The organism is Achromobacter veterisilvae, assembly GCF_037619525.1.
GTDB classification, from domain to species: domain Bacteria; phylum Pseudomonadota; class Gammaproteobacteria; order Burkholderiales; family Burkholderiaceae_B; genus Achromobacter; species Achromobacter veterisilvae.
In genome coordinates, this window is record NZ_CP148753.1 from 3,879,748 (window position 1) to 3,893,122 (window position 13,375).

Genomic DNA, 13,375 nt, shown 5'->3' on the forward strand with positions numbered 1-13,375 from the left:
GCTTACAGCGCGCGGCCGCGCCTGAAGACGACGGGCAGCGCCATGAAGAACAGGATGACGAAGAGCGCCAGGCTCCAGAGCGCGTACTCGACGCCCAGGACGGACACCATGGCATCCATGCAGGTGGCGTAGATGCCGAACAGCCACGGCACGCCGCCGTCCAGCCCGATGCCCGTCATGAAGCGGTCGGCGAAGGTCTGGTCGCAGGACAGCATCTTGGCCGCCACGCTGTACTGGTACCAGGCGGCGGCCACGCCGCAAGCGGCGAGCAGGGCGGCCAGGACGCCGCAGGCGCGGGTCAGGGCGCGGCCCCCGCCAAACCCGCCCACCAGCGCGACCGCGCCGATCACCAGGTAGATCAGGCGTTGCATGACGCACCAGGCGCAGGGAGGCATGTCGAAGACGTGCTGGGAAACCAGGGCGACGCCGACGGCGCCGAAGCAGAAAAGGGCGATCAGGCGGAGCAGGCGTTCGGAACGTGAAGTCATTGTTCTGCGGTAAGGGTTGTGAGGGGCCGGGCGTCCGGCGACGCAGGGGCCTCGCGCGAGGCGCCCTTTTGGCGCGAACTGCTTAGGCCGTGGGAACCGGAATTGGTTGCATCACTTGCTGCAGGACGCCCAGCAACAGTTCGCGCGAGCCTTCCCAGAAGATCTGCACCCCCAGGCACAGCATGATGAAGGCCGACAGGCGCATGAACACGGCGGTGCCATTATCGCCCAGCCGGTGCAGCATCTGCGCGGCGAAGCGCAGGCAGACATAGAGCGTGACGGAGACGACGATGATGCCGGGGATGGATCCGCCCAGGCGCACCAGGCTCAGCACGTGGTTCTGGTCGCGCAGCGACACCCCGACGGTGATGGCGGCGGCGATGGAGCCCGGGCCGCAACTGATGGGGAAGGTCAGCGGATAGAAGGCGCGGGCCTTGGCCATTTCAGGGGTGAACGATTCCGCCATGCGCGCCACGCGCTCGGTGTCGGCGTCGGGCGAATTCACCAGCCGCCAGGCGCTGGCGATCACCAGCATGCCGCCGCCGACCCGCACGATGGACAGCGAAATGCCGAAGAAGCTCAGCAGCACGTTGCCGGCGACCATGGCCACGATCAGCATCAGGCAGACGTTGACGGCGACCCGCTGGGCCAGCACCACCCGCGTCGAGGACGACGCCCCTTCGGTCAGCGACAGGAAGATCGGCGCGATCGCGGGCGGATTCAGGAAAGGCAGCAGGGTCGCCAGCGCAAAGAAAAAACTGCTCCCGAAAACGCGCAGATAGTCATTGAGCTGCATAGGAACGGACGCCGCGTGGCCGAAAACCGGGATTGTATGCCGTCCGCGCGGCGCTGGCGACGGCGGGAAAGCCCGCCGCGTTCAGGCGGCCTGCTGCCCGGCTTCCTCGCCCGCCAGCGCGTCCAGGACGTCGCGCTCGAACTGCATCTGGCTGCGCGGCCGGGCCAGCGCGGAGCCGTCCACGATGAACACGTCCTCGACCCGGTCGCCCAGCGTCATGATCTTGGCCATGACCAGGTTCACTTCGTGGCGGGCGAAGACGCGCGCCAGGGCGTGCAGCAGGCCGGGCCGGTCGGTGGCCGTCACGGACAGGCGCCAGGACGTGCTGCGCTCGTCGGGCTGCAGTTCCGCCTGCGGCATGACCGGGAACACCCGCGAGACGCGGGACTGGCGGCCGCGGCCGTAATAGCCGCCGCGGGAGTGCTGCGGCTGGGCCGCGGCCTGCGGATCCTTCAGCCGTTCGGCCAGCTCGTGTTCGACCAGGGTGGCCTGGGCGCGCAGGTCGCTGGCGCCTTCCGGCAGCAGCACGATGAAGCTGTCCAGCGCCCAGCCGTGGCGCGTGGTGTGGATGCGGGCGTCCTGGATGGACAGGGACTTGGCGTCGAAATAGCCGCAGATGGCCACGAACAGGTCGGGCGCGTCGCGGGTGTACACCATGATCTGCAGGCCTTCGCCGTGTTCGGTGGGGCGGGCCTTGACCACTGCCTGCGCCGGCTCGACCTGGTGGTACAGGTGGCGCGTGTGCCAGGCGATGTCCGAGGCGTCGTGGCGCAGGAAGTACGCCACGTCCAACTGGTTCCAGAAGGCTTCGCGGGCGTCGTCGCGCAGCCCCGCCAGCCGGGTCAGGCGGGCGGCTTCCTCCTTGCGCTCCGTCAGCACGGTGTGCGCGTCGGCGTGCGCGCCGCCCAGGGCGGCCAGGGTCAGCTTGTACAGGTCTTCGAGCAGCTTGCCCTTCCAGGCGTTCCAGACCTTGGGGCTGGTGCCGCGGATATCGGCCACCGTCAGCAGGTAGAGGGCGGTCAGGTGGCGCTCGTCCTTCACGGTGGCCGCGAAGTCCTGCACCACGGCCGGGTCGGACAGGTCGCGCTTCTGCGCCACGGCCGACATCAGCAGATGCTGGCGGACCAGGAACTCGACCAGCGCCGTGTCTTCGGGCTCCATGCCGTGGTCCTGGGCGAACTTGCGGACTTCGCGCGCGCCGAGTTCGGAGTGGTCGCCGCCGCGGCCCTTGGCGATGTCGTGGAACAGCGCCGCCACGTACAGCAGCCAGTGCCGGTCCAGCCCGGCGATCAACTGGCTGGCCAGCGGATATTCCTGGGCGTGTTCGGGCATGGTGAAGCGGCGCAGGTTGCGCACGACCGCCAGCGTGTGCTGGTCCACGGTATACGCGTGGAACAGGTCGTGCTGCATCTGGCCCACGATGCGGCGGAAGACCGGCAGGTAGCGCGGCAGGATGTTCAGCATGGTCATGCGCCGCAGCTCGTGCACGATGCCGCGCGGCTGCTGCAGGATCTGCAGGAACAGCTTGCGGTTGACCGGGTTGCGGCGGAACTGCGCGTCGATGCGGTGCCGCGAATGCCAGATGGCGCGCAGGGTGCGGGCCGACATGCCGGTCAGTTCCGGGTGCTGCTGCATCACCAGGAAGGCGCGCAGCAGCAACGTGGGATTGCGTTCGAAGCCGTCGTCGCGAATGATGTCGAGACGGTCACGCAGGTTGCGGAAATCGTCGTCGATGTCGCGGGCATCGCTGTCGGGACGCGGAAACAGCCGCTCCTCGATGTTCTGCACCAGGATCCCGTTCAACTGCGTCACCAGCCGCGCGGCCCAGTAGTAGCGCTGCATCAGCAGTTCGCTGCCGCGGCGCGTGGCGGTGGCGTGGATGCCGTAGACCTCGGCCAGCGCGGGCTGCAGGTCGAACAGCACGCGGTCCTCGCGGCGATTGGCCAGCAGGTGCAGTTCGATGCGCAGCCGCTTGAACGCCTGTTCCGCCTTGCGCAGGTCGCGCGCCTCGGACGAGGTCAGCAGGCCGGCCTGCGCCACCGAGCGCCAGCTATCGCCGAAGCCGGCCGCCCTCGCCATCCACAGGATGACCTGCAGGTCGCGCAGGCCGCCGGGGGATTCCTTGCAGTTCGGCTCCAGCGCGTAGGGCGTGTCATGGTAGCGGGCGTGGCGCTGCTGCATTTCGACGCGCTTGGCGCGGAAGAAGGCGCGCGGGTCCAGGCGGGACTTGGTCGCGGCCTCGAACTTCTTCATCAGCGCGCGGCTGCCGGCCAGCCAGCGGGATTCCAGCAGGGCCGTTTCCACCGTGATGTCGGCATCGGCCTCGCGTTCGCAGTCCTCGATGGTGCGCACGCTGTGGCCGGGTTCCAGGCCCAGGTCCCACAGCGAGGCCACCAGCCGCTCGATGGCCGCCTCGTCCTCGCGCGTGGGGACGTGCGGCAGCAGGATGAGCAGGTCGACGTCCGAATGGGGGTAGAGTTCGCCGCGCCCGTAGCCGCCCACGGCCGCCAGCGTGGCGCCGGCTGGCAGCGGGCAGTGCTTGACCAGGTCGCGCAGCGCGGCGTCCACGATGCGGCGCAGTTCGGACAGCAGGGTGTCCGGACGTTCGTGCCCGCGGAACTGGGCCACTGCCGTCCGCTGGGATTGCTGGATGCGTTCGCGCAGGGCGCTGAGGGTGTCGGCGGTCATGGCGGCGGGCGGCGGGGCTTCAGACGGCGGGGATGACGATGGGTTCGGCGATGAAGGCCGGCGGCTGGGGCATGCCGGGCGACAGGGTCAGGACTTCGCAACCGGTCTCGGTCACGCAGACAGCATGCTCCCATTGGGCGGACAGGCTGTGGTCCCGGGTGACGACCGTCCAGCCGTCGGACAACTGGCGGATCTCGCGGCGGCCGGCATTGATCATCGGTTCGATGGTGAACAGCATGCCCGTCGTCAGCGGCACGCCCGTGCCCGGCTTGCCGTAGTGCAGCACCTGCGGGTCTTCATGGAAGCGCTGGCCGATGCCGTGGCCGCAGAATTCGCGCACCACGGAGAAGCCGTTGGCCTCGGCGTGCTTCTGGATCGCGTTGCCCACGTCGCCGAGCGTGGCGCCGTTCTTCACCTGCTGGATGCCTTTCCACATGCACTCGAAGGTGATTTCGCTGAGGCGGCGCGACAGGATGGACTGTTCGCCCACGGCGTACATGCGGCTGGTGTCGCCGAACCAGCCGTCCTTGATGATGGTGACGTCGATGTTCAATGAGTCCCCGTTTTTCAGCACCTTGTCGCCGGGGATGCCGTGGCAGACCTGATGGTTCACCGAGGTACAGATGGCGCCGGGGAAGGGCGGGTAGCCCGGGGGCGCGTAGCCCACCGTGGCGGATTTCACGCGCAGCTCGTCGGTGAGGTATTCCAGGCACAGGCGGTCCAGCTCGCCGGTGGTGACGCCCGGCTTGACGTGGGGGGTGATGAAATCGAGGATCTTGGCGGCGTCCTGGCAGGCCGCGCGCATCTTGGCCAAGTCGGCTTGATTGGTAATGGTGCCCATGGAGTAGCTTGACTAAAGTCGCTTGAATGTCTGCTTGAAAGGATAGTAGAATTATAGGCTTCCCTAAATTTTTAGGGATGCATAGTAGGTAGTGGTAAGCAATACAGGCAGTACAACTACTGGGTAACGGCAAGAGCCGATCCCGGCGGGTGTTGGCAGGTGGCGTTGGCGCCAGTCTGTTGCAAGCCCGGCAGGTATTCCAGTTGTGCGGATCCAGTCATTGGGATCGGCGGCAGGCCCCGAAGTTTCACCGCAAGCGAAGGTTGTGGAGCGAAATCGGGCAGGCCGCGGGTGCCCGGGGGCGGGAAGCGCGCAGCGGATGCGGGCCGGGAGGCGCGGGCGGCGGCGGTTCCATGGCTGGCACGAACCGGGGCGCGGCGTGCTTGCAAGCCTGGTCATGTTTTAGAGCGGCGATGCAGGTTCAGGATCTGCGCTCGGTATGGATGTCGGATTAAGTTCTTGAAAACACTCGTGTTTTCTTAAGAAATGCCCCGATGGTCCGATGCGCGGTCGAGTGGGGCCGGATTTTGGTCCCGTGCCCGAACGCGAAGAGCTGGATTTTCCAGAGCTGGATTTCGCCGCCAACAAAACAGGTCCGGGTGCGTCTCGAAGAAACTTCCAGGAAATTCCTGGCGGGTCGGGAGACGCGATGCAGCATGCGGCGCAAGGTTCTCGTCGTGGCGGCCGTCTGGGTTTATCGCGGCAGCGTAGTAAGGGGCGTCCAGGGCGAACTTGCCTGAAACGCCGGAGTTATTGCGGCAGTGATCGGCCGGCCCGGTTAAAATTTTGTCATCCCGCATGTCGCGGGAAATCGCGCGCAACACCACCCAGGGTGTCAGCCAGAGGCTGATGCAGGTGCGGCGCAAGAAACCAACCCTTGGAGAAAGTTATGTCTTTGATGCGCGAAATGCTGGAAGCGGGTGTCCACTTCGGTCACCAGACCCGTTACTGGAACCCCAAGATGGCCCCGTATATCTTCGGCCATCGCAACAAGATTCACATCATCAACCTCGAAAAGACGGTTGATAAGTACCAGGAAGCCACCAAGTTCGTGAAGCAGTTGGCTGCTCGCGGTGGCAACATCCTGTTCGTCGGCACCAAGCGCGCCGCGCGCGAACTGGTCGCCGCCGAAGCCGCCCGTTGCGGCATGCCCTTCGTCGACGCCCGCTGGCTCGGCGGCATGCTGACCAACTTCAAGACGGTCAAGACCTCGGTCAAGCGCCTGAAGGACATGGAAGCCGTGGTCGCCGAAGGCGGCGCCGAGCGCATGATCAAGAAGGAAGGCCTGCTGTTCCAGCGCGAACTGGACAAGCTGAACAAGTCGATCGGCGGCATCAAGGACATGAACGGCCTGCCCGACGCCATGTTCGTGATCGACGTCGGCTACCACAAGATCGCCATCGCCGAAGCCAAGACGCTGGGCATCCCGGTGGTGGCCGTGGTTGACACCAACCACTCGCCCGACGGCATCGACTACGTCATCCCCGGCAACGACGACTCGGCCAAGGCCATCGCGCTGTACGCCAAGGGCATCGCCGACGCCGTGCTGGAAGGCCGCGAACAGAACCTGAACGGCCTGGTCGAAGAACTGGGCGAAGGCCAGGAAGAGTTCGTCGAAGTGCAGGACAACCAGGCCTAAGCCAGTTGTCATGTCCGGCGGTTAGCGTCTGGGAGCGGTCCGGGATTCCGGCCTGCTCCCGCCTCGCCGGCACAGCGAAGGTGGGCTCCCATCTTCCCGATCCGCGAATCGCGGATGTCCCATCGAATCACACCACTGTCCCGGCCCGCCGGGGCAAGTCTCTAGCAAAATTGGAGCAAACATGGCTGAAATTACCGCTGCCCTGGTCAAGGAACTGCGCGAAAAGACCGACGCCCCCATGATGGAGTGCAAGAAGGCCTTGACGGAAGCCGAGGGCGATCTGGCCCGCGCCGAGGAAATCCTGCGCGTCAAGCTGGGCAACAAGGCCAGCAAGGCCGCCGCCCGCGTGACCGCTGAAGGCCTGATCGGCCTGTTCATCTCCGCCGACGCCAAGCAGGGCGCCGTCATCGAAGTCAACTGCGAAACCGACTTCGTCGCCAAGAACGACGACTTCGTCGGCTTCGTGAACAAGCTGGCCGAACTGGTCGCCACGCAGAACCCGGCCGACGTGGCCGCCCTGTCGGCGCTGCCCTTCGGCGAAGGCACGATCGAAACCACCCGCACCGCCCTGATCGGCAAGATCGGCGAAAACATCTCGATCCGCCGCTTCGAGCGCATCGAGACCCCGAACGCGCTGGCCAGCTACGTGCACGGCGGCAAGATCGGCGTGCTGGTCGAGTACACCGGCTCGGAAGAAGTGGGCAAGGACCTGGCGATGCACATCGCCGCGACCAAGCCGAAGGCCCTGAACGCCGATGGCGTGAACCCGGCCGACATCGCCGCCGAGCGTTCGGTCGCCGAACAGAAGGCCGCCGAATCGGGCAAGCCCGCTGAAATCGTCGCCAAGATGGTCGAAGGTTCGGTCGCGAAGTTCCTGAAGGAAGTCACCCTGCTGTCGCAGCCGTTCGTCAAGAGCGACAAGCACACCGTCGAGCAGATGCTCAAGGAAAAGGGCGCTTCGATCAGCAAGTTCGTGCTGTTCGTCGTCGGCGAAGGTATCGAGAAGAAGACCAGCGATTTCGCCGCCGAGGTTGCCGCCGCCGCCGCCGGCCGCGCCTGATCGGTAGTTTGCTTAGAGGCCGGCACTGACTAAAATCAGGCCGGCCTATTTCTTGTCTTACACTTTCGTCGGATTGTTCTTCGGGATATCACCTATGAGCAGCAGATCATACAAACGGGTTCTTCTCAAACTTTCCGGCGAGGCGCTGATGGGCGAAGATGCATTCGGCATCAATCGCTCCACCATCGTCCGCATGACCGATGAGATCGCCGAAGTCGCCGCCACCGGCGTGGAACTGGCCATCGTCATCGGCGGTGGCAACATCTTCCGTGGCGTCGCCCCGGGCGCGCAGGGCATGGACCGCGCGACCGCCGACTACATGGGCATGATGGCCACCATCATGAACGCGCTTGCCCTGCAGGACGCGCTCAAGCACAAGGGTATCGACACCCGCGTACAATCGGCCCTGAACATCGATCAGGTCGTCGAGCCCTACATCCGCCCGAAGGCCCTGCGCTACCTCGAAGAGGGCAAGGTCGTCATCTTCGCGGCGGGCACCGGCAACCCCTTCTTCACCACCGACACCGCCGCCGCCCTGCGCGGCGCCGAGATCGGCGCGGAGATCGTGTTGAAGGCCACCAAGGTGGACGGCATCTACAGCGCGGATCCCAACAAGGATCCCACCGCCACGCGTTACGCGCGCATCAGCTTCGACGAAGCGATCGTGCGCCGTCTGGAAGTCATGGACGCCACCGCGTTCGCGCTGTGCCGTGACCAGAAACTGCCGATCAAAGTGTTTTCGATCAATAAGTCCGGTGCCCTCAAGCGGGTGGTCAGCGGCGAAGACGAAGGCACCTTGGTACACGTTTAAAGAAAAGGAAATTCCATGAGCGCCGCAGAAATCCGCAAATCCGCCGAAGCCAGGATGGCCAAGTCGCTTGACACGCTCAAGACCAACCTGGCCAAGATCCGCACGGGCCGCGCCCACACCGGCATCCTGGACCACGTGCAGGTCGAGTACTACGGTTCGCCCGTGCCGATCAGCCAGGTCGGCAACGTGAACCTCGTGGATGCCCGTACCATCAGCGTGCAGCCTTACGAGAAGCAAATGGCCGGCCCGATCGAAAAGGCCATCCGCGAATCGGACCTGGGCCTGAACCCCATCTCGATGGGCGACACCATCCGCGTGCCGATGCCCGCCCTGACCGAAGAGCGCCGCCGCGACCTGACCAAAGTGGTCCGCAGCGAAGGCGAAGACGCCAAGGTGGCCGTGCGCAACCTGCGCCGCGAAGCCAACGAAGCGCTGAAGAAACTGGTCAAGGACAAGGAAATCTCCGAGGACGACGAACGCCGTTCGCAGGACGAAGTCCAGAAGCTGACCGACCGCAGCGTGGCCGACATCGACAAGATGGTGGCTCAGAAAGAAGCGGAAATCATGACCGTATAATTCCTGCACGCCCCGGGCGCGGCCGCCAATGGCCGCGCCCGGGCCCAGGATTTCTTGCCTGCGCGCCGTCCTGTCCATTGTTTCGCAGTATTTCTACGTAGCGATGGAACGACGGCGCAGGTTTTTCCCCGTATTTCCGTTTTTCGCCGGCTCTCCGCGCGCAGCACCAGACCCATGGCAACCAGTTCGACCCAGGCGGTTCCCGATACCCGCGACATTCCCGAGCACGTGGCCATCATCATGGATGGCAACGGCCGGTGGGCGACGCGGCGGCTGCTGCCTCGCACGGCGGGCCATGCCAAGGGCGTGCAGGCGGTGCGGCGCGTGGTCGAGGCCTGCGGCCGCGCCGGCGTGCGCTACCTGACGCTTTTCGCCTTCAGCTCGGAGAACTGGCGCCGTCCCGCCGAGGAAGTGTCGCTTCTGATGCGCCTGTTCGTGCAGGCCCTGGAGCGCGAGGTCGGCAAGCTGGAAGAGCAGGGCGTGCGGCTGCACGTCATCGGCGACCTGAGCGCGTTTGAGCCCCGCTTGCAGGAGCTCATCTTCGCCGCCCAGGAGCGCACCGCCCACAACGACCGCCTGCACCTGACCGTCGCGGCCAACTACGGCGGCCGCTGGGACATCCTGCAGGCCACCCGCGCCATGCTGGCGGCCGAGCCCGGGCTGGCGGCGCAGCCGCAACGGGTGGACGAAGAGCGCCTGTCCCGGCACCTTTCCATGGCCTGGGCGCCGGAGCCCGACCTGTTCATCCGCACGGGCGGCGAACAACGCATTTCCAATTTCCTGATCTGGCAGATGGCCTACGCGGAGTTCTACTTCACGGACCGCTTCTGGCCGGATTTCGGCGCCGCGGAACTCCAGGCCGCTTTCGACTGGTACCGCACGCGCGAACGCCGTTTCGGCCGCACCAGCGCGCAGCTCGGCGAAGACGGCGCGCAGTAAGTAAACCGGACGGCGACAAGCGCGTCTTTCCAGAGCCGTACACGAGGAGACCGTCACATGTTGGGCCAGCGTATCGTTACCGCCGTCATCCTGTTGGCCGTCCTGGCCGCCGCGATGATCAGCGCGAATCCCTGGTGGTTCGTCGCCTTGCTGGCCCTGGCGGCCGCTTGCGCCAATTGGGAGTGGCTGCGCCTGACGCTGCCGCAACCGCCTTCCCCCCTGATTTCCGTCGGCGTCGCCGCGCTGCTGTTCGCCGGCATGCTGGCCCTGGCCTCCGCCTGGCTGGCCGGCGATCGCGGCGGCGTGGCCGATCCGGCCTGGGTGCTGCGCTACCTGGTGCCCGCCGTGGCCGCCGTCTGGCTGTTCTTCGGCGTGGCGGCGGTCGTGCGCGGCCGTTCCGACGCACCCCCGGCCAGCCTGGGCTGGTCCCTGTTTTCCATTCCCGCGGCCTTCACCGCCTGGGCCGTGCTGGCGCAGATGTTCGTGGCGCATGGGGCCGGCTTCGTGGTGTCGTTGCTGGCGCTCGTCTGGGTGGCCGACATCGCGGCGTATTTTGCGGGCCGGGCGTTCGGCAGGCGTAAACTGGCGCCGCGGGTCAGCCCGGGCAAGACGATCGAAGGCGCCATCGCCGGCGTGCTGGGCGCGGTGGTCTGGATCGGCCTGTCCAGCCTGTGGGGCGGCACGTTCGGCCATGCCCTGGTGGAACGCTGGACGTTCTGGCTGGCGCTGCCGATCGCCGCGCTGCTGGGGGTGGTGTCCATCGTGGGCGACCTGTTCGAATCGCTGCTCAAGCGCCGCGCGGGCCGCAAGGATTCCAGCACGCTGCTGCCCGGCCATGGCGGCGTGTATGACCGCATCGACGCGATCCTTCCCGTCGCGCCGTTCGCGCTACTTTTGTCTGGAGTGTTGTTTTGACGGCTTTTCAACGCGTCGTGGTGCTGGGATCGACCGGTTCGGTCGGTGAAAGCACGCTGGATGTGATTGCCCGCCACCCCGAGCGGTTGGCGGTTTATGCCTTGTCCGCATACAGCCGGATGGAGCGTCTGGCCGAGCAGGCCCTGGCCAGCCGCGCGGCCGTGGTGGTGGTGCCCGATGCCGCCGCCTGCCGCAAGTTCGCCGCCGCCTGGAACGGCTCGCGGCCCATGCCCGAGATCCGGGTGGGCGCGCAGGCGCTGGCCGATACCGCGGCCGACCCGCAATGCGACTCGGTCATGGCCGCCATCGTCGGCGCGGCGGGGTTGCCCGCCGCCCTGGCGGCCGCGCGCAGCGGCAAGCGCGTGCTGCTGGCCAACAAAGAGGCGCTGGTCGCCGCCGGCTCGCTCTTCATGCGGGCTATCCGCGACAACGGCGCCGAACTGCTGCCTATCGACAGCGAACACAACGCGATTTTCCAATGTCTGCCCAAGGGCGTCCGAGCCGTGGCCCCGGACGCCTCCGCGCCGGGAGTGCGGCGCCTGCTGTTGACGGCTTCCGGCGGCCCGTTCCGGAGCCGGGACCTGGAAGACCTGCACGACGTCACGCCGGCCCAGGCCTGCGCCCATCCCAACTGGAGCATGGGCCGCAAGATTTCGGTGGATTCCGCCACCATGCTCAACAAGGGCCTGGAAGTGATCGAGGCGCACTGGCTGTTCGCGATGCCGGCCGACCGCATCGAGGTCGTGGTGCATCCTCAAAGCGTGGTGCACTCCATGGTGGAGTACGACGACGGATCCGTGCTGGCGCAGCTTGGGCAGCCCGACATGCGCACGCCGATCGCCTACGGCCTGGGTTTCCCGGAACGCCTGGAAAGCGGCGTGGGCCCGCTGGACCTGACGCGCGTGGGGCGGCTGGACTTCGAAAAGCCCGACCTGGCCCGTTTCCCGTGCCTGGCCCTGTCCTTCGCGGCCTTGAGGGCCGGACAGGGGGCCTGCGTGGCCCTGAACGCCGCCAATGAGGTCGCCGTCGAAGCGTTCCTGGCCGGCCGGCTGCCTTATACCTGGATTCCGAGGGTGATCGAGGCCTCCCTGGAGTGGCAGGCGCGGCAAGCATCTGTTACGCTCAACAGTCTTGACGACATACTTGCGCTTGACGCCGCCGCGCGCGTATACGCTGGCAACCTGGGCCTAGCCTGACGGCGGCCATTGCCGCGGCTGCCCGCGACCGATTCCCTAGATCTTCCGAATCCAATGCTTTTCACCCTGCTGGCCTTTGCGGTTGCGCTTGGCACCCTGATCATCTTCCATGAACTGGGGCACTATTGGGTGGCTCGCCTGTGCGGCGTGAGGGTCCTGCGTTTTTCGGTCGGATTCGGCAAGGTCGTCCTGCGCCGCACCGACAGGCACGGCACGGAATGGGCGGTCTCCGCGCTGCCCCTGGGCGGCTACGTCAAAATGCAGGACGACCCGCCAGCCGGCGCCAGCGCCGAGGAAGCGGCGGGGGCCTTCAACAGCAAGCCGGTAGGCCAGCGCATCGCCATCGTCGCGGCCGGCCCGATTTTCAACCTGATCCTCGCGGTCTTCCTCTATGCCGGGCTGAACATGGCCGGCACCCAGGAACCGGTGGCCGTCATCGCCCAGCCCGCGGCCGACACGCCCGCCGCGCACGCCGGCCTGTCGCCGGGCGACCGCATCCTGGCCATCGACGGCGAGGAAATCGCGTCGTGGTCCGACGCCCGCTGGCGCCTGATGGACGTGATGTCCACGGGCGGAAACGCGCGGATCGAGGTCCGGACCGCCGGCGGCGCGGTGCAGCAGCGCGAATTGGTGCTTCCCTCCAATACGATGGATCCCGCGGGCGGAGACCCGCTGGCGGCGGCCGGCATCCGGCTGGCGCAGCCCAAGCCCGTCGTGCGGGTGGTCAACGACGGCGGGGAAGGGCAGGCGGCCGGCCTGCGCGCGGGCGACCTGATCGTGGCGGTGAATGGCGACCCCACGCCCGACACCGGCGCCCTGGTCCAGCAGATCCAGGACAGCGCCGGCAAGACGCTGGCGCTGACCCTGCTGCGCGACGCCGCCCCGGTTTCCCTGAACGTCACGCCGCGGGCCGAAATGGTCAACGGCCAGGAGATCGGCCGCCTGGGCGTGCAACTGGGCGGCGACGTCCCCATGGTGACGGTGCGCTACGGCGTGTTCGAAAGCCTGTGGCGCGGCGCCGTCCGCACCTGGGATACCGCCTGGTTTTCGCTGCGCATGATGGGCCGCATGGTGACGGGCGACGTATCCTGGCGCAACGTCAGCGGCCCCGTGACCATCGCCGACTACGCCGGACAGACCGCCAGAATCGGAATTGTTGCGTACATCGCGTATATCGCCTTGATAAGCATCAGTCTCGGCGTTCTAAATTTGCTCCCGATTCCTATGCTGGATGGCGGCCATCTGCTGTACTATCTCGTCGAAATTGTGCGGGGCAGCCCGCCGCCAGCCAGGTGGATCGATATCGGACAGCGCGCCGGAATAGGTTTGTTGGCAGGCCTGATGGGGCTTGCGCTGTTCAATGATTTCACGCGTTTGTTCACTTAAGCGCGATTTAGCATAAAATCCCCCGCCATTTGCACGACCG

The 13,375-nt window shown here is 66.4% G+C and carries 12 protein-coding genes; 8 read left to right on the top strand and 4 right to left on the bottom strand.

From position 1 onward, the window contains the following. Window positions 1–2: 2 nt before the first annotated feature. The 4 genes from WHX56_RS18050 to map form a co-directional block, all read right to left on the bottom strand. A complete protein-coding gene (locus tag WHX56_RS18050; protein WP_287755930.1) occupies window positions 3–488 on the bottom strand; it encodes a disulfide bond formation protein B in 486 nt (161 codons plus the stop codon). An 82-nt stretch (window positions 489–570) separates the two neighbouring features. Further along, a complete protein-coding gene (locus WHX56_RS18055) occupies window positions 571–1,284 on the bottom strand; it encodes a MarC family protein (RefSeq protein WP_338878555.1) in 714 nt (237 codons plus the stop codon). A gap of 81 nt (window positions 1,285–1,365) precedes the next feature. Then, complete coding sequence (locus tag WHX56_RS18060; protein ID WP_338878556.1) at window positions 1,366–3,972, bottom strand: [protein-PII] uridylyltransferase; 2,607 nt, start codon at window positions 3,970–3,972, stop codon at window positions 1,366–1,368. 19 nt (window positions 3,973–3,991) lie between these two features. Beyond that, the gene (gene map / locus WHX56_RS18065) at window positions 3,992–4,813 is read right to left on the bottom strand and encodes a type I methionyl aminopeptidase (protein WP_129239027.1); all 822 of its coding nucleotides are present in this window, start codon (window positions 4,811–4,813) and stop codon (window positions 3,992–3,994) included. An 889-nt stretch (window positions 4,814–5,702) separates the two neighbouring features. On the opposite strand from map, the gene rpsB reads away from it, so the two are divergent. The 8 genes from rpsB to rseP all read left to right on the top strand — a co-directional run bounded on the left by rpsB (window position 5,703) and on the right by rseP (window position 13,335). Further along, window positions 5,703–6,452, top strand: coding sequence for a 30S ribosomal protein S2 (gene rpsB / locus WHX56_RS18070; RefSeq protein ID WP_062684737.1), 750 nt, complete (start codon window positions 5,703–5,705; stop codon window positions 6,450–6,452). A gap of 181 nt (window positions 6,453–6,633) precedes the next feature. After that, on the top strand, window positions 6,634–7,512 hold the full coding sequence (tsf, locus tag WHX56_RS18075) for a translation elongation factor Ts (RefSeq protein ID WP_129239026.1): 879 nt from the start codon (window positions 6,634–6,636) through the stop codon (window positions 7,510–7,512). Between the two features lie 94 nt (window positions 7,513–7,606). Beyond that, window positions 7,607–8,323 (top strand): UMP kinase, encoded by a 717-nt coding sequence (gene pyrH, locus WHX56_RS18080; RefSeq protein ID WP_043542852.1) that lies wholly within the window; start codon window positions 7,607–7,609, stop codon window positions 8,321–8,323. Between the two features lie 15 nt (window positions 8,324–8,338). Then, on the top strand, window positions 8,339–8,899 hold the full coding sequence (gene frr, locus WHX56_RS18085; RefSeq protein ID WP_129239025.1) for a ribosome recycling factor: 561 nt from the start codon (window positions 8,339–8,341) through the stop codon (window positions 8,897–8,899). A 174-nt stretch (window positions 8,900–9,073) separates the two neighbouring features. Beyond that, entirely contained in the window at window positions 9,074–9,838 is a 765-nt protein-coding gene (uppS, locus tag WHX56_RS18090) for a polyprenyl diphosphate synthase (protein WP_129239024.1), read from the top strand. A 57-nt stretch (window positions 9,839–9,895) separates the two neighbouring features. Then, on the top strand, window positions 9,896–10,753 hold the full coding sequence (locus tag WHX56_RS18095) for a phosphatidate cytidylyltransferase (protein ID WP_129239023.1): 858 nt from the start codon (window positions 9,896–9,898) through the stop codon (window positions 10,751–10,753). Beyond that, on the top strand, window positions 10,750–11,949 hold the full coding sequence (locus WHX56_RS18100) for a 1-deoxy-D-xylulose-5-phosphate reductoisomerase (protein ID WP_338878557.1): 1,200 nt from the start codon (window positions 10,750–10,752) through the stop codon (window positions 11,947–11,949). Before WHX56_RS18095 ends, WHX56_RS18100 begins: the two co-directional genes overlap by 4 nt. Before the next feature lie 54 nt (window positions 11,950–12,003). Beyond that, on the top strand, window positions 12,004–13,335 hold the full coding sequence (gene rseP / locus WHX56_RS18105; RefSeq protein WP_287755925.1) for an RIP metalloprotease RseP: 1,332 nt from the start codon (window positions 12,004–12,006) through the stop codon (window positions 13,333–13,335). Window positions 13,336–13,375 lie beyond the last annotated feature (40 nt).